General features: G+C 46.1%; 11 protein-coding genes and 1 pseudogene. 7 read left to right on the forward strand and 5 right to left on the reverse strand.

Annotated elements, in window-relative coordinates:
- The first annotated feature begins 801 nt into the window (after positions 1–801).
- The gene (locus G633_RS19185; RefSeq protein WP_026519463.1) at positions 802–1,593 is read left to right on the forward strand and encodes a hypothetical protein; all 792 of its coding nucleotides are present in this window, start codon (positions 802–804) and stop codon (positions 1,591–1,593) included.
- Between the two features lie 1,221 nt (positions 1,594–2,814).
- Here G633_RS19185 and G633_RS17655 read toward each other — a convergent pair.
- Positions 2,815–5,220 (reverse strand): annotated as a pseudogene (locus G633_RS17655) (Tex family protein); the annotation flags it as partial.
- Between the two features lie 336 nt (positions 5,221–5,556).
- Between G633_RS17655 and G633_RS0106725 the strand changes: the two are divergent.
- The 4 genes from G633_RS0106725 to G633_RS0106740 are packed head-to-tail and all read left to right on the forward strand — an operon-like array spanning position 5,557 to position 9,071.
- Positions 5,557–5,778, forward strand: a complete 222-nt coding sequence (locus G633_RS0106725; RefSeq protein ID WP_207638102.1) for a hypothetical protein — start codon at positions 5,557–5,559, stop codon at positions 5,776–5,778.
- Between the two features lie 31 nt (positions 5,779–5,809).
- Complete coding sequence (locus tag G633_RS0106730; protein WP_022769820.1) at positions 5,810–6,334, forward strand: hypothetical protein; 525 nt, start codon at positions 5,810–5,812, stop codon at positions 6,332–6,334.
- Positions 6,335–6,370: 36 nt separating this feature from the next.
- Positions 6,371–7,102: a DUF975 family protein gene (locus G633_RS0106735; protein WP_022769819.1), complete on the forward strand. Its 732-nt coding sequence runs from the start codon at positions 6,371–6,373 to the stop codon at positions 7,100–7,102.
- Between the two features lie 13 nt (positions 7,103–7,115).
- Positions 7,116–9,071 carry a glycoside hydrolase family 2 protein gene (locus tag G633_RS0106740; RefSeq protein ID WP_026519464.1) on the forward strand — a complete coding sequence of 652 codons (1,956 nt, stop codon included), beginning with the start codon at positions 7,116–7,118 and terminating at the stop codon, positions 9,069–9,071.
- Between the two features lie 35 nt (positions 9,072–9,106).
- Here the strand turns inward: G633_RS0106740 and G633_RS0106745 are convergent, their stop codons facing one another.
- Positions 9,107–10,474 carry an MATE family efflux transporter gene (locus G633_RS0106745; protein ID WP_026519465.1) on the reverse strand — a complete coding sequence of 456 codons (1,368 nt, stop codon included), beginning with the start codon at positions 10,472–10,474 and terminating at the stop codon, positions 9,107–9,109.
- Between the two features lie 159 nt (positions 10,475–10,633).
- Between G633_RS0106745 and arcC the strand changes: the two genes are divergently transcribed.
- A complete protein-coding gene (arcC, locus tag G633_RS0106750) occupies positions 10,634–11,572 on the forward strand; it encodes a carbamate kinase (protein WP_022769815.1) in 939 nt (312 codons plus the stop codon).
- 109 nt (positions 11,573–11,681) lie between these two features.
- Here arcC and clpX read toward each other — a convergent pair whose 3' ends face one another.
- The gene (clpX, locus tag G633_RS0106755) at positions 11,682–13,241 is read right to left on the reverse strand and encodes an ATP-dependent Clp protease ATP-binding subunit ClpX (RefSeq protein WP_026519466.1); all 1,560 of its coding nucleotides are present in this window, start codon (positions 13,239–13,241) and stop codon (positions 11,682–11,684) included.
- Between the two features lie 11 nt (positions 13,242–13,252).
- Positions 13,253–15,805, reverse strand: coding sequence for a hypothetical protein (locus G633_RS0106760; protein WP_051200020.1), 2,553 nt, complete (start codon positions 15,803–15,805; stop codon positions 13,253–13,255).
- 85 nt (positions 15,806–15,890) lie between these two features.
- On the opposite strand from G633_RS0106760, the gene G633_RS0106765 reads away from it, so the two are divergent.
- Entirely contained in the window at positions 15,891–16,340 is a 450-nt protein-coding gene (locus G633_RS0106765) for a DUF402 domain-containing protein (RefSeq protein WP_242838842.1), read from the forward strand.
- Here G633_RS0106765 and G633_RS0106770 read toward each other — a convergent pair.
- A complete protein-coding gene (locus G633_RS0106770) occupies positions 16,334–17,533 on the reverse strand; it encodes a cell wall hydrolase (protein ID WP_081664707.1) in 1,200 nt (399 codons plus the stop codon). The genes G633_RS0106765 and G633_RS0106770 overlap by 7 nt on opposite strands.
- Positions 17,534–17,535: the final 2 nt, after the last annotated feature.

Consider the following 17,535-nt stretch of genomic DNA (forward strand, 5'->3'; position numbering starts at 1 on the left):
CGTTAATGAATAATACCTCATGGCTTTAATAAAATCAATAGGGCTAACTGATTTTTTTTCTTAAATTCGGGGATTTTGGGAATTTAATTACGGCGCAGGCGCGTTTGGTGAAATTCTTATTGGATTTGTTGTGGGTAGATTTGTCTATTAGAGGTGTTGAGTACTTAATCAGTGCTATCAATGACGGTACATGTCTTCTTTTGGTCAGGGTTTTTCTGCTTTTCTATACCCCAGAGCCACTTTATAACGTATATATAGAAAGCTCCTTTTGTGCAAATTTTTGATCTCCCGGGTTTCTATTACCTTGAGCAACTTTTCAACTTATATATAGAAATAGTCTCTTGTGCAATTTTTTGATCTCGCGCATTTCCATACCCTGAGGCTACTTCAAAGCGTATATATAGAAATATCCCCTTATGCAAATTTTCGATGCCTTGGCTTTCCATACCTCAAGGCTACTTCAATGCGTATATATAGAAATATCTCTTGTGCAAATTTCTCGACCATCAGCTTTCTATACCCCAAGGCTACTTCGAAGCGTATATATAGAAAAATTAGCGTAAGGACTTTTCATCGCCAAATTCTGATGAGTCCCCAATACAATCGTAATATCGCTAACTTCTTAAGATTTGTTTAAGATTGACTCATATCTATTTACATGTAACTCTTCTTTTGCTATATTTTCTAGCGACGCTTCATCAAAAGCATTCTGCTCAGATGGTGTCTTGATATCTACCTGCTCTCGCAGGGACATTTCAACCAGTAAGAAAGAAAAAATATTTATAGAAAGGAACTGAATAATTGGATCAGACTACTTATTTTATTGACCGAAAGAAAAAGCTTGAAGAAGACATTAAGAGAGTTGAAAAGAAGTTATCTTCAATGCCTGAGGAAAACTTATTGTGCCTGAGGCAGGTAAAAGATAATAAGACTTATAATCTTTTTTACAAGCAAAGAACAATAGATGGCAAGAAAGTTCACACCTACATTTCAAAGAAAGAGAATATAAAAGAAGCCAAGCTGCTTACAAAGAAAAAGTATTTGAATAAATTGAAAAAAGACATGTGCAATGAGCTTAAGTGCATCAATTATTACCTAAATCACAGGATCGCTGATGATTGTTCCCAAATGCTTGGCCCAGACTCACCATATAGAGAGCTTTTAATTGATCAGCGTCATATCGCCAGCGAGTGGGAATACGCTCCTTACAATAAGAGCACTGATCATCCGGAGCACTTAACTCATCCTGCTCCAAAGGGGGAAATGGTGCGCTCAAAATCCGAAGCAAAGATTGCACAGGCTCTATTTTCACACAACATCCCATATAGGTATGAGGAAATACATGATATCTACGGCCATCCAATTGCAACCGACTTTACTATCATGCATCCCAAGACGCATCAGATCATACTTTGGGAACACTTCGGACGTTGTGACGATCCCAGCTATCAGCCAACTGTCGACTATAAAATGTATCGCTATATCAGAGACGGCTATCTTCCCGGGGTCAACATGATCACAACCTATGAAGATAGCAAGCATCCGTTAGACTTCTTGGAAGTAGAAGAGATAATACAAAAGTTTTTTCTCTAAGCAAGTTGCTTGAACATATGCATACTGTCCTTGCTTCTTATCTACGGCGTTTCTATACCCCAGGGCTACTTATCTGTGTATATATAGAAGGTGCCATATATGCAAATTTTTGATCTTTCGGATTTCTATAACCTTAAGCTACTTTTCAACTTATATATAGAAATAGTCCCTTGTACAAATTTTTGATTCCGCGGATTTCTATAACCCAAGGCTACTTCAGAGTGTATATATAGAAATATCCCCTTATGCAAATTTTCGATACCTTGGCTTTCCATACCTCAAGGCTACTTCAGTGCGTATATATAGAAATATCTCTTGTGCAAATTTTTGATACCTCAGCTTTCCATACCCCGAGGCTACTTCAAAGCATATATATAGAAATATCCCCTTGTGCAAGTTTTCGATACCTCGGCTTTCCATACCCCGAGGCTACTTCAGAACGTATATATAGAAATATCCTCTTGTACAAGCTTTAACTCAGCCTAACGCCGAGGTCCAAACCTTAACACTCGGCGATATCTCCCCCAAAAAGCCCAGCGATAGTCCCAAAAGAAAAAAAGAAATCCCCGCGAGCCCATGGCTTCGCGGGGAAAAATTTGCATAAAGGGTGTACTCACAGTATCAGTCGTTGGCATTGCCCTTGAAGATTACGATGCCTTTCTTCTTGAACTTCTTAGGAGCCTCGGTGCCTGCAGAAGCGGAATCAGCGGATGCTGATGGAGCAGGCCTGCGTGCTGATGAAGTTGCAGGAGCATCTGCGTTTACAGGTCTTCTAGCTGAAGATGTTGCTGGTGCGTCTGCATTTACAGGTCTTCTAGCTGAAGATGTTGCTGGCGCATCTGCGTTTACAGGCCTTCTAGCCGAAGATGTTGCTGGCGCATCTGCATTTATCGGTCTTCTGGCTGAAGATGTTGCTGGCGCATCTGCATTTATCGGTCTTCTAGCCGAAGACGTTGCTGGTGCATCTGCGTTTACAGGTCTTCTGGCTGAAGATGTTGCAGGTACATCGTCGGCTGCCTTCTTGGCAGGAGCCTTGCGAGTGATGCCGGCTTCCTTGGCAAGCTGGTCTACGACTGAGACCTTCTTGGCTGCGGGCTTTGCATCGCCGGAAGCTGAAACACCTGACGCCTTGCCTGCGCCTTTTCCGGAAGCTCCGGATCCACCCTTGCCTCTCTCGGCAGCCTTGGCTGCTGCCTCGGCAGCTACCTTGGCAGGATCCTGAATCTTCATGGTAAGAGAGATCCTCTTCTTATCAAGCTCTACGTCAAGAACCTGAACATCTACGATGTCTCCGACACTGACAGCCTCAAGCGGATGCTTGATGAACTTGTCGGTGATGTGAGAAATATGTACAAGGCCGTCCTGGTGAACGCCTATGTCTACGAAACAACCAAAGTCTATAACATTTCTTACTGTTCCCTTGAGAACCATACCGGGTCTTAAATCCTTCATCTCAAGGACATCGCTCCTTAAGATAGGAGCAGGCATGCTCTCACGAGGGTCTCTTGATGGCTTCTCAAGCTCAGAGAGAATATCTGTGAGAGTGATCTCACCGATTCCAAGCTCCTCAGCAAGCTTCTTCTTGTCAGACTCAGACACCTTCCTGGACAGACTTCCTGCGCCAGCGCCTTGAGCGCCATTGCCACCTGTCTGAGCGCCGCCATTCTGAGCCTCCTTGCCTTTTCCGCCCTTAGCACCCTTTCCGCCAGAACTCTCGTCCTCTACAACTGCGAGGTTACTTCCTGCAAGTGCTGCAGCGAGAGCTGCTCCCATAGCAGTAGAAGTATTTCTGATAACAACCTGCTTGGGTTTCTTCTGTGGACGAGGCTTCTCCTCTGCCTTAGCCGCGGGCTTTTCAAGTGCAGCCTTGGCTGCGTTCTTCTGAGCTGCTCTTACATCATCAAAGGTAATTCCCAGCTTGTCCATGAGCTTTAAGGTAGCTTCATAGGACTCGGGATGTACGCTGGTTGCATCAAGCGGATTCTCGCCATCAGCGATCCTGAGGAATCCTGCGCACTGCTCGTAAGCCTTAGGTCCGAGCTTAGGTACATTTAAAAGGTCAGCTCTGCTCTCGAACTTACCGTGTTCTTCTCTGTAATCAACAATGTTCTTGGCGATAACCTTGCTGATACCTGAAATATACTGAAGGAGCGGTGCTGATGCAGTATTTAAGTCAACACCAACCTTGTTAACGCAGTCCTCAACTACGCCCTCAAGGGTTTCACCAAGCTTTTTCTGATTCATGTCGTGCTGGTACTGGCCGACACCAATGGACTTGGGATCGATCTTAACAAGCTCTGCCAGCGGATCCTGAAGTCTTCTTGCAATAGAAGCAGCACTTCTTTGTCCTACATCAAACTGAGGGAACTCCTCTGTAGCCAGCTTACTTGCTGAGTAAACAGAAGCTCCTGCCTCGTTAACGATGACATACTGAAGAGGTCTGTCAAGCTCGTGAATAAGCTCAACGATAACCTGCTCAGACTCACGTGATGCTGTACCGTTTCCTACGGAAATAAGATCTACATCATATTTCTCAATGAGCTTCTTGAGTTCAGCCTTGGACTCCTCAACCTTGTTCTGAGGTGCTGTGGGATAGATAACCTTGGTATCAAGCACCTTACCTGTGGGATCTACGATAGCAAGCTTACATCCTGTTCTGAAAGCCGGATCCCAGCCAAGAACTGTCTTGCCTGCGATAGGTGGTGCCATGAGAAGCTGAGTGAGGTTCTTACCAAATACAGTAATGGCGCCATCTTCAGCCTTCTCTGTAAGCTCATTTCTGATATCTCTCTCAATTGCAGGAGCAATGAGTCTCTCATAAGCATCCTGATTGATCTCCTCGATAACGGGAGTAGTGATCGGGTTCTCATTCTTAAGCATCTTCTTGTTGAGGAACTGAAGGATCTGCTCCTCGGGAGCTACAATCTTAACAACAAGGAATTTCTCTGCCTCGCCTCTGTTAAGGGCAAGTACTCTGTGGCCCAGAACCTTACTGATGGGCTCCTCGTAGTCATAGTACATTTCATAAACGGACTGAGCCTTCTCATCCTTGGCCTTACTGGTAAGAACACCCTTCTCCATTGTTGCCTCACGGATGTAGGTACGGAAATCAGCGTTGTCGGAAACATCCTCCGCGATGATATCCATAGCACCCTGGAGTGCATCAGCTGCGTTCTCAACGCCTTTTTCAGCGTCCACAAAAGCTGCTGCCTCGTCAAGAAGCGGCTTATCAGTCTCCTGAGCAAGAAGAATCTCTGCTAAAGGCTCAAGGCCCTTCTCTCTTGCCACTGATGCTCTTGTCTTTCTCTTTGGTCTGTAAGGAAGATAGAGATCCTCAATAGCTACCATTGTCTCAGCAGCCACGATCTTGGCTCTGAGTTCGTCTGTCATCTTGCCCTGCTCTTCAATAGAAGCAAGAACCTGCTCTCTTCTCTCCTCAAGGCCCCTTAAGTATTTGAGCCTCTCATCGAGATTACGGAGCTGCTCATCATTAAGAGATCCCGTAACCTCTTTTCTATATCGTGAAATAAAAGGAATGGTATTGCCTTCGTCGATAAGCTTGACTGCTGCCTCGACCTGCCATTTCTCAACATTTAGTTCCTCTTTGATCTTTAAAACGATGTCCATAAAACCCTCTCCATACCTGTATTTCTGTGAAGTGCGCATAAATACAGTAAGAAATTTAGCTTAATTTTTCATAAACAATGCGCACTCCCATATTATACCAAGCATTTCGGACACTTTTCAAGACTTGGCAATCCCGCGCAAACATTGAAAAAGGCGCGTTTTTAGTGTAATATCTATAGTAAGAATGAGGTTTTGTGAGGAAAAGTTTTGATGGGAAATGATGGGCATTTAGCTTTAGCAGGTACTGCTTTAGTGTTGGGGCTGGCTTCCATACCCCTTTGTTTGTTTTTGAACTTAGGCGTAGTCATTGGAGGCGTAGCTATAATTCTTGCCATATTGAGTAAGGGTACACTTGAGAAACTCCTTCCTCAGGCCAAGAAAGCCATCCTTTATGGATCAATAGGTATTGTAGTCGGATACGGCGTTTTCACCTACGACCTCTACACTGTCCTCACAGATCCGCAGTCCCGTGCACAGCTAAATACAATCTCGAAGCAGATGAACGGCGTAAGCTTTGACGAAATGCTTAAGGAATTAGGCGTACAGATAGACGGCTAATCCCCGGCACAGGCATAGAAATGAGGTGCCTATGGGTATCGGTGCAATAGGTGGATACAGTGCATATAACAGCTCTTATGCTATGGGAATGCAGAACGGCGCAATAGCAGCAGGTTCAGCAGCCGCAGCAGAAGGAGCCGGCAAAGCCATATTAAATCCGGGCGAGTCAACCAAGACCAATCCCGGCAAAAGAGTTTCTCCCGCAGAATGTGAAACCTGCAAGAACCGCAAGTATCAGGACGGTTCCGACGAGATGGTTTCTTTTAAAACTGCGCAGCATATAAGCCCACAAGCAGCAGCTTCAAGAGTCCGCGGACATGAGGCTGAGCACGTGAGCAACGCCTACAAGGATGCAGCCATGAACAACGGCAAGGTCCTTCAGGCTTCAGTTTCTATCAGGACCGCAGTATGTCCTGAATGTGGACGTACCTATGTGGCAGGTGGTGAGACCTGCACTAAGATTGCATACAGCAATGAAGAAAATCCTTATGTTCAGGCAAGGAAAGACCTTAACAGACAGGGCCTTTTGGGAGCAAATGTCGACATGGCCGGCTAAATGAACTATGGGGGAATTATTGGGGAGCATTTTACTTTGAACTACAAGTCATCGGCGGAGCTTAAAGCTATCGCAAAAGAACAGTCACTCGGAAAATACGGAACTCTGATCGGAGCAAATCTGCTTATCCTGGCTATCCAGCTTCTGGTCTCCGGTTTCTCGACCGTTTCAGGTACGGGAAGCATCCTTTTAATAATCATCAACAGTTTAATAACCATAATCATAAACATTCTTCTGGGTGTACTTGTGTCCGGAAGAGCTTATCTTTACATGAATCTTTTGTATTCACAGCCCGTGGCCACTGCAGATGTCTTTTTCGGACTGCGTCAGCAGCCACAGAAAGCCGTGACCATCCAGGCACTCTTCGTACTGGTTGATTTCATTGCCAGCGTTCCTGCGCAGCTCTTTGTGATCAGGTATTCTGCAACCAGAGCCGCAAGTGATGTGACGACTGCCTTCCTTCTTCTTGGAATCGGCCTGATCATCAATATCATCGTTGGTCTTATCTACTCCCAAGCGTTTTACATTCTCCACGACTTTCCTGACAAATCGGCAAAAGAGATTCTGGCAACCAGCAGAAGACTCATGAAAGGCAACGTCTTAAGGCTCTTTTACCTGAATGTGTCCTTCATTCCGCTCTATCTCCTGGGTGCGATCACGATGTTCATCCCGCTTCTGTGGGTCAGCGCATACAGAAATGCCACAAACTGCGCATTCTATCAGGATCTCATCGCAACAGCTGCAGGGCAGCAAACTACTACAGATTAAGAAAGGTGTTCCTATGGACCTCATTGATGCACTCAGAAGTATAGATAAGCCACATGAAGACGACGTCCTCAACAGGCTCTTTACCCCCTGGGGAGAAAACCTTGATAAGGACCACGTACTTTCCGAGTATCCAAGACCCCAATTCGTCAGAGACAGCTATATAAACTTAAACGGCTACTGGGATTACTGCATAGTCCCGGCGCCGACGGAATTCGACAACAAGAGCCTCAATGACTCTTTCGCTTCTCAGATACCGTCACAGATGGACGGTCAGATACTTGTACCCTTCTCGCCCGAGGCCATGCTCTCCGGAGTTGAGAGGCGCCTTGAGCCGGACCAGTTTCTCTGGTACAAAAGAGCTCTTCCCACCATCAACAGAAAATATGAAGATTCCAGGATCCTGCTCCATTTCGGTGCTGTTGATCAGTTCGCCGACGTCTATGTAAACGGTGCCTTCGTGGCATCCCACAAGGGCGGGTATCTTCCTTTTACCATCGATATCACCGACCAGCTGAATCTCTCTGAGGATAAAAGAGCTGTCGAAAATAATACACTTTCTGTAAGAGTAGCCGACACCAGCGACTCCTCCTATCACTCAAGAGGCAAGCAGACACTTCGCCGCGGCGGAATGTACTACACCTGTCAGAGTGGAATCTGGCAGACCGTCTGGATCGAAGAAGTTCCGGCTACATACATTAAACAGATCAGGATCCGCCCCGAGAGAGATCTTAAGACTCTTTTCATCGAGGTTTCAACCAACCTTCCCGGCAAGGTATCCGTTAAATTCCCGGGACATGAAATGATAAAGTCGGCAGAAGCTTCAGGCGGTTATGAAACTAAATTTACGGAAGACTTGTCTTTTGCCTCAGATACATGTCCCTGCACGGTTGAAGGGCAGAAGGCTCCCGAGCAGTACTACTACGGCTTTAACTTCACCATAGATGATGCGCATCTCTGGACTCCGGAGGACCCGTATCTGTATCCTCTGCACATCCAGATTGGTGACGACCATGTCACTTCTTACTTTGCAATGAGAAGCTTTACCGTGGAGCCTGACAGCGAGGGAACTCCGAGGTTCTGCTTAAATCACAAGCCATACTTCCTCATGGGAGTTCTGGATCAGGGCTACTGGCCGGACGGACTCTACACAGCTCCGACAGACGATGCTCTTATCTACGACATCAAGGAGATGAAGCGCCTTCACTTTAACATGATGCGCAAGCACATCAAGGTGGAATCCGCGCGCTGGTACTACCACTGCGACAGACTTGGAATGATCGTATGGCAGGATATGGTAAGCGGAGGTTCAAGCTACGCCAAGCCTGTGGTCTCCTATCTTCCGACTGCGTTTCCCAAGATCTTCGGCCGCATGAGCGATGGTCCTTCACATTACAAGACCTTCTCAAGGGGCTCTGCTGAGGGCCGCAGCGAGTGGCTTCAGGAAATGAAGGGCACCATCAGTTATCTCTACAACGTACCGAGTATCGCAACCTGGGTTCTCTTCAACGAGGGCTGGGGCCAGTTCAACGCCGCAAGTGCCACCATTATGGCAAAAGAGCTTGATGACTCCCGTCCGATCGACCAGGCCAGCGGCTGGTTTGACGAAGGCAGCGGCAACTTCAGAAGCGTCCACAACTACTTCAGACCTCTTGATGTGGAGAAGGAGAAAGAACGCGCTTTCGTTATCTCCGAATATGGCGGACTTGCCTGCCACATCGACGGTCACAGCAGCGTAGACAGAATTTACGGATATAAAAAATACGACAACCTCGATACTCTTGGCGTCGCATATTACAACCTTATAAATGCAAGCATGAAGCCTCTTATTCCAAAGGGACTCTGCGGAGCTGTCTACACACAGGTCAGCGACGTTGAGGAAGAGGTGAACGGTCTTATGACCTATGACCGCAAGGTCACCAAGATCAATCCCGATCTTGATCCGCACATGACAACTCATATCAATGAATGAAAAATCGGAAACGCCACAAAGCGTTTCCGAATTATTTAGTAGATTTCCACCTGTCCCTTAAAAATACGGGCAAGTTTCTTTTTCACAGAAATGTAAGCCGGGATCAGGAATGCATCCGCAAGGACCCAGGCTATGGGGCTTGCAAAGCAAAGAGCAGGGAATCCGAATATAGGCACCAAAACCACCGCAACAATGGTTCTTCCGATCATCTCCATTACTCCGGCAAGTACTGCAAAAAGGGAGAATCCCATTCCCTGGATGAGGAACCTTACGATGTTTACAAGAGCCAGCGGTATATAGAAGGCACTGTTTATTATCAGGTAGAGATGAGCATTATCAAGACAAGCCACATCTCCTGCCTCCAGGAATATCATTGCAAAGCTTCTTCCAAAGAAATAAAGGACCACAAAAGCTATAAGCGAATAAGCACATCCCAGTTTGATGGCTGCAACAAGACCGTTCTGAAGGTGGTCAAGCTGCTTGGCTCCGACGTTCTGTCCGCCGTAGGTTGCCATTGTTGAACCAAGGGCATCAAAAGGAATACAGAAGAACATTCCTACCTTACCGGCTGTTGTAACTGCAGCTGCTGCATCTACGCCAAGTCCGTTGATGGCGGTCTGAAGGATTACGCTTCCAATTGCAGTGATTGAATACTGAAGTCCCATGGGAAGACCCATGTTAAGCAGGATGAGGAAATGTGAGCTATCCAAAACCCAATCCTCTTTTGAAAGCTGAAGTATCTCAATCTTTCTGATAATAAAGATAAGACACATAACTCCCGCAAGTCCCTGGGAAATTACTGTTGCAAGGGCAGCACCTGTGATACCCATGTTAAGAGGTATGATGAACAGAAGGTCAAGACCGATGTTCACAATAGATGCAATGATAAGGAACTGCACAGGGTGCTTGGAATCGCCAAGGGCTCTGATGATACCCGAGAGCAGGTTGTACATATATGTAACCGGTATTCCAAGGAATATCACCAGGATATATTTGTAGGCGTAGTCAAGAACGTCCGCCGGTGTATGCATGGCAACAAGGATCTGTCTGCAGAATATGCTGACAAAAAATGTCATGACAGATGCCAGGATAACGCATAAAATAATGGCATGGGATACAAACTTGCGCATGCTCTTTAAGTCTTTTGCCCCAAATCTCTGAGCTACGGGGATGGCAAAACCGTTGCAGACTCCCATGCAGAATCCCATTATAAGGAAGTTGATGGCTCCGGTAGTACCTACGCCGGTGTAAGCCTCTTTTCCCAAAAACCATGAGACGATAGCTGTATCTATGATATTGTAGAGTTGCTGGAACAGCATTCCCCAAAAGAGCGAGAGGGCAAAGCCAAAGATAAGGCCCATGGGATTGCCGACTGTAAGGTCCTTGGTATTTGTTTTCTTCATATATTTCCGATCCGCCAATAAAAATGGCAAACAAAAATTAACGAGTTACCGACAAGGCTATATATTACAATTCTATTGTGAGAAATTCAATCATCATTTTGCACATATTATATCGATAAGCTAAAATGTTTTTATCTAAAAAGCTCATAGGAGGATGAAATGGATAACATCAAAGCAGTAGTTTCCCTTGGTCACGAGGCACTGGGCGTGACAACAAACGACCAGCTCACAGCTACCAAGATCACAGCAAAGGCTCTGGCAGATCTGGTGGAGGCCGGATATCAGCTGGTGATCACCCACTCTAACGGTCCGCAGGTCAGCATGATACACAAGGCCATGACCGAGCTTCACAGGATCTATATCGACTACACTCCCGCTCCCATGTGCGTATGCAACGCCATGAGCCAGGGTTATGTCGGATACGATATTCAGAATTCGCTAAAGACAGAGCTTTCAAGCCGCGGTATTTCAACTCCTGTCAGCACCATCCTGACTCAGGTTACCGTTGATCCTTATGACGAGGCTTTCTATGCGCCTACCAAGGCCATCGGAAGAAACATGTCCAAGGAAGATGCGGATATTGAGATAAAGAAGGGAAATTTTGTCAGAGAAGAGCCCGGAAACGGCTATCGCAGAATAATCGCAGCACCTAAGCCCATCGACATCGTTGAGATTGACGCCATCAGAGCACTGGTTGACGCCGGACAGGAAGTCATCTGCTGCGGAGGCGGCGGAATTCCTGTAATCCAGCAGGGTCATGTTCTTAAGGGCGCATCCGCTGTCATCGAAAAGGATGCCATCGCCGGCAAGCTCGCTGCAGACCTTAAGTCCGACAGACTCATCATTCTTACTTCAGTGCCTTATGTTTATAAGAATTTCGAGACACCTGAGGAAGAGCCCATCACTAAGATGAACGTTGCTCAGGCAAAAGAGTATATCGCTGCCGGTGAGTTCGGAGAAGTTGATATGCTTCCGAAGGTTGAGGCAGCTATTGAGTTCCTTGAGGCTAACCACAATGGTTCGGTTCTTATCACATCCATTAGTACTGTTGGGGATGCGCTTAAGGGCAAGGCTGGAACGTTTGTAACATTTGAGTAAACTATAAATAATAAAGGCGTGTGAGTCAGTGGGGACGTTTCAGTTTGACTCATTTTGTTAAGCAAAATGAGTCAAACTGAAACGTCCCCACTGACTCACACGTATTAATTTAGATCTCTTTTGCCTCTTCTGTGTTAAGTTTCGGAAGCTTTGGCACGCTCTCGCCCCTTATCTCAATGATCGGCGAAGCCTTTCCTTCTATATAGTCCCTGGTGATGGTCACACGACCAATGTTCTCATCCTTGGGAATCTCATACATGATATCCAGCATGAACTCCTCGATGATCGCACGAAGAGCTCTTGCTCCGGTCTCTTTTTCCATAGCCTTCTCGGCAATAGCTTCAAGAGCGGAATCATCAAATCTAAGATCAACTTCATCAAGCGCAAGAAGCTTTTGGTACTGCTTGAGGATAGCGTTCTTGGGCTCCTTTAAAATCTGAACCAGCATGTCTTTATCAAGGGCACGCAGTGTGCAGATGATAGGAAGTCTTCCAAGGAACTCCGGGATCATACCAAACTTCTTGAGATCCTCAATGGTTACGTTGGTAAGAATATCCGGATCATTCTCGTACTTGTCCTTAAGGTCGGCATCAAAACCGATGGAAGTCTGCTTGTTGAGTCTCTGAGTTATGATCTCCTCAAGATCCGGGAATGCACCTCCGCAGATAAAGAGGATATTTCTGGTATTAACGGTTGCAAGAGGAACCATGGCGTTCTTGCTGCCGGCGCCTACGGGAACTTCAACATTGGAGCCCTCAAGGAGCTTGAGCATTCCCTGCTGAACGGACTCTCCGCTGACATCACGGGATGTGGTGTTCTTCTTCTTGGCAATCTTGTCTATCTCGTCGATGAAGATGATACCGTGCTCGGTCTTCTCTACATCGTTGCCGGCTGCTGCCAGGAGCTTACTTACTACGCTCTCGATATCATCACCGATGTATCCTGCTTCTGTCAGAGATGTGGCATCTGCGATGGCAAGCGGCACATCAAGGAGTCTTGCCAGTGTTTTGACCAGATATGTCTTACCGCTTCCTGTAGGTCCAAGGAGCAGGATGTTTGACTTCTCGATTTCAATCTCGTCCATGGTGTCTGTAGCAACTCTCTTGTAGTGGTTGTAAACAGCAACACTCATGACCTTCTTGGCCTTATCCTGTCCGATGACGTATTCATCGAGCTTGGCCTTTATCTTATGAGGAGCGGGAATATCCTTGATGTTGATGACGGGTTTTTCAGCCTTCTCACTCTTTTTCTTGATCTTCTGTGAATTGGGAATTCCGCCGCCTAAATTGTTTCCACCATTATTAAGCCCATCCATGTTAAAGAAGCCAAAGTTAGGAAAGCCTCCTGAATTCTTGTTGAGTTCATTCATAAGGTTCGGGTTGTTCAAGAGATTATTGTAATCAAACTGGCTGACTGCCTCCATGGTCTTGTGCATGCAGTCATCACATATACATATATTGTTGGGAAGGTGGAACATCTTGCCCGCCTTGCTCTCAGGCCTTCTGCAGACAAAGCACACATCCTCGTACTGAGGCTGCTCTGTCTTGTCATTGTTTGAAGAATCCTTAGCAGAAGTATCCTTAACATCTGCTTTCTCATCAGATGTCAGCTTCTCCCCTTCTTCATTGACCTCTCTGAAATCGAGATCGTCGTTTCTGTTATCTGTCATTGCCTATCCTTTCATTTTATATAAGTGATGAAATGGTAGCCATTATCGGAAAAGAGCTTGTCCGAATCATTCATTCCATACTTATAAACCTGACCAGTCTGCGGATTCATAAGCACCGTGTTGAGGTCATTGAAACCGATCACCAGCATCGATGATCCGTCATTTAACATTGCCAGAACCGGTATGTCCTGATTGACATAGTATAACATAGCTGACAGCGGACAACCATCCAGTTCCAATATCTGGGCATCTGGGAGCGAGCTCTTTAAGATGCTGACTACGCTCTCGCCCTCATCAAGAAGTGACTGAACATTCCTGTTGATGCCCTCATACCTGAGCATCAGATCGATGCAGACAGCAGTTGAACTGATCTCATCCATACCCTCGTAGCTCTCGGCGGTTCTTGTTATGGTCATGTTCTGGTTTGAGCGAAGGAGATTTCCCTTGAGCCATACATAATCATTGTCATCGCCTACAACCATGCCCGGCGCATCGTTTGCAAGCTTGACCGCATCGGCCGGATTGGTATAGATAGCCCTGATTCCATCCATGCCATATACATAGTAGAAGGGCTTTTCCTTGGTATCTCTTTCTATATCGGGCTTAACATTTCTGCTGCCCTCAAACAGCGTCTGATTAGGTGTAAGAACTCTTAGCTGTTTGGACTTAATGTCACTCTTTGTTGTAATCTGAACAATTTTCTCAAATACATCTACAGAAACAACTGTTACCAGATTGCTTCCGGTCTCCGGTTTAAGTGTGCTGGTTATCTGATCGTCGTATGTTGAAATATAATTCTCACCGGATTCATCCTTTACAACTCTGGTGAGCTTAATCTGATTCTCTCCGATTGACACACCTGTCACATAAATGTCGCTTGGATGGTAGTTTTCAAGGATGTTTCCATCAAGGTCACCAATCCTTATGTTGTACATCGCATAAAGAGGATTGCCCATTGTATCAACGCCAACGTCCGATGCATGGCACAAACCATACACAAGATCCTCTCCCATAAAGCCCAGCAGGATTATGTGATCTCCCGGATCGGCCTTTATCTCCGACTCCACTCTGTTGCTGAGGTTCATGAGCTTAAGGCTCTTTAGATCGCTCTGCCATGCTATGGTGCTTTCAGACCTTGAGATCTTGTACTCACCTGCTCCGATGTTCTGAGCCACGAGACTGGCTGACTTGCCAAGCAGGTCTATGGCGTAAATATTCTGATCCAGCATTACGTAAAAGATATCTGCGCTGCTTGCGTAGGCTATGTTCGAAACGTAGTTACAAAGGATCTCCGCAGACTGAACGCTCTCTACAAACGCCTGCTCCTCCACTGAATTCATAGCCGAATCATAGTCATAGACTGCGATTCCCACAGCACCCTCATGGATTCCGCGGTTCATATAACCTGCAACAGCAAACCTTACGTTTCCTGCCTCATCCACCTTCAAGATCTTGATGGAATGATCCTGCCATCTGGTCCTTGGGTCATCGTTATTTGTATCGTAGAAGCCAAAGAGGTAAGCGAGCTTACTCTCTGAGTTATTGAACATGTAAAGCCTGTTCTCACTGACAAAGGCAAAGGCACTTCCACCGCTGCTCTCCACCAGCTGAAGGTTAGGACTTGAAATATTCATTGCGATAGTATTGGTTCCAAGCGCATAAGAAGATGAATCAAACACATAATTCATGGTCCTCTCAAAGTTGAGAAGGTACATTCTGTCCGACGTATATCTTACCCTGTAGCACTCCGTCACGTTGTAGAGCCTGCTGGCCGTACCATCCTTGATGTTAACCCTGTACATGAGCTCGTAGATGCCGGTCTGTCCATGAAGGTCCTTAACAAAAACCTCCGGCTCTGTATGCTTTGTAACCGTCATATCTCCCCAGGTCACCTGGTTAAAGCTCGAGTGAATGTTCACCTTGTTAAATGTAGTGTTGTCGCCATCGCCGTTGGATTCAAGATACTTGGTATACTCCTGGGCCTCCGTCTTACTGAAGGTCGCCTCAGAAAATCCAAGAACAAAATCCAGCTCCTCATCCATGTAGTACTTGGAATCATCCTCGGTCCAGACAAACCTTGAGTAGTATCTGGCCTTTCCGATCTCAGTGTCCATGAGGATAACAAGCATGTACTCCTGGCCCGGGTTTATAAGGTCTTTCAGGACAAAAGAGCCTTCGATGTAATCAGCGTTTTCCTTGTAATCCGTGATCTCTGTGTTCTCGACAAGGCTCTTGCCATCTATGCTCCTTACTTCAAAGCCCAGATTCCAGACCTTGTTTCCGAAAGTATTTACCTTGTAGTGAACATCCCTTGCTGCCCCGATTGGCATTATAGTGCCACGCAGATAGCTAAGATCAATCTCTGAAGTGTAGCCGTGAAGAGGATTTACCTCTCTGTCCCCACTGACAAGAGTCACCATGGGAAGTGTGGCCTCAGACATGGGGGCAGACATATCTGCATTGTCCCCATTGGAGAAGTGACTTACGACAAGCATCGCTATGACAAGAACTACTATGAAGTAGATTGTTTTTAATATTGTTAGTCTAATCGATTTATCCTGCATAATTGACTTTCAATTTTCGCTAGTATATTATTTTTGTATGAATAATTTAACGCTATTTCGCAGGCGCTTCATCCCGGATGAATGCGTGGAACTTAAGGATGATATTATTCTAAAGCGGACGGATTCCATGATCGTGACCAAGTGGCACGTGATCAAGGAGCGCCGCGATTTTTCTGATGGCTATTCCTGTTTTTACCTGGACAGAGGCTACAGGATCAGCAAGTTTTTAAAAAGAGACGGCGAACTTCTCTTCTGGTACTTCGACGTGGTTGACTATGAGCTAAACGAAGCCAAAAACGAGCTTCATATCATAGACCTTCTTGCTGACGTTGTTGTTTACCCCTCAGGTAAGATCAGGGTTGTGGACCTGGACGAGCTGTCCGAGGCCTTTGAGAAGCGCCTCATTGATGAGACTCTTCTTAAAAAGAGCCTGCTCTCTCTGAACAGGCTCCTGAATGAAATCTATACAGATGGTATAGAGCCACTTGCGGCCCCTATTGAAGAACTTATAAAAGCTGAGGGCAAAGATCAGTAGAATACATGCCCACCAATGTTGATTCCTGAAAGTCCCGGCACCGGCGTTCTGAAATATACGCAGTTGCCTACATTCGAATAACCTTTCATTGCTTCATCGGCAGCCTGGTAACAGGCTGCTGTTGCTTTTCCATCGGCAAGTGCCAGTGCAAGCCTTCCGCTTGATGCCGGTGAAAACTGCTTGTTCTGATAAATAACTCCCACCACTGTATCCGGATAAACTGAAGATAATACTCTGTTGATAACAACTGCGCCAACAGCCAGCATACCATCGTAGGGTTCTGACCCGGCCTCACAGTATATCAGGTTTGCCAAAAGATATCTGTCTCCCTCGGCAAAGGTAACTTCCGAAATATTTCTCCAGGTGGAGTTCTTGGCAAGTCTGGACATTCTCATCTCTTCGGCAAGCTTGGCCTCAAGCTTTTTGATGTCCGCTTCCTGCGCCTTTATCTGATCCTCAAGTGCCTGGGCCTTGGCTTCGGCATCTGAGATATCGTTGGCATATTGCTTGATAGATCCGGAGGTCTGATTTACAAGGCCTGAAACTCTGCTCTGCTCGGCCTGTTCCTTGACCTTATAATCCTCAATCTGCTCTCTTTCCTGCTCCAGAACAGCCTCTTTTTCCTCGATGAGCTGCCTGGTCTCAACATATTCATTAAACATCTTGCGGTCGTAGGCCGAAAGCTGTTCGATATAGTTGTTCTTGTTAAGGAAATCCGCGAAATTGTTGGCTCCGAAGAACATTCCCAGCATCATGTTATTCTGCTTCTCATACATGAACTGAATACGCTTCTTCATGGAAGCATACTGTTCTTCTTCAATGTTCTTTGCTGCTTCCAGCTCAGCCAGGGTATTCTCGATCTCGGTTTCCTTATCGCCGATCTGCTCTTCCAAAGACTCAAGATTGTTACTGACCTCAGTCAGCTGAGAGTTCAAGTTGTTCAGCTGCCCCTGAAGTGAGGATTTCTCCTCATTCATCTCGGCAATGTCATCCTTGGTATCCTCGAGCTGACCCTGAGTCTGCTCCTTGGCCTTCTTGGCATTCTCAAGCTGCTGCTTGGTAGAATCCGTGGCACCTGCAGTTATTGGCATGCTTACAAAGAGCATGATGACCGCACAGAAAAGAGCTGTCGTCTTCAAAAGAACTCCGGCTATGAAATTGTCTTTTGCAAAAAAGCTCTTCCTGTGATTCATGG

The sequence above is a fragment of the Butyrivibrio sp. FCS006 genome (assembly GCF_000424525.1).
Classification (GTDB): Bacteria; Bacillota; Clostridia; order Lachnospirales; family Lachnospiraceae; genus Butyrivibrio.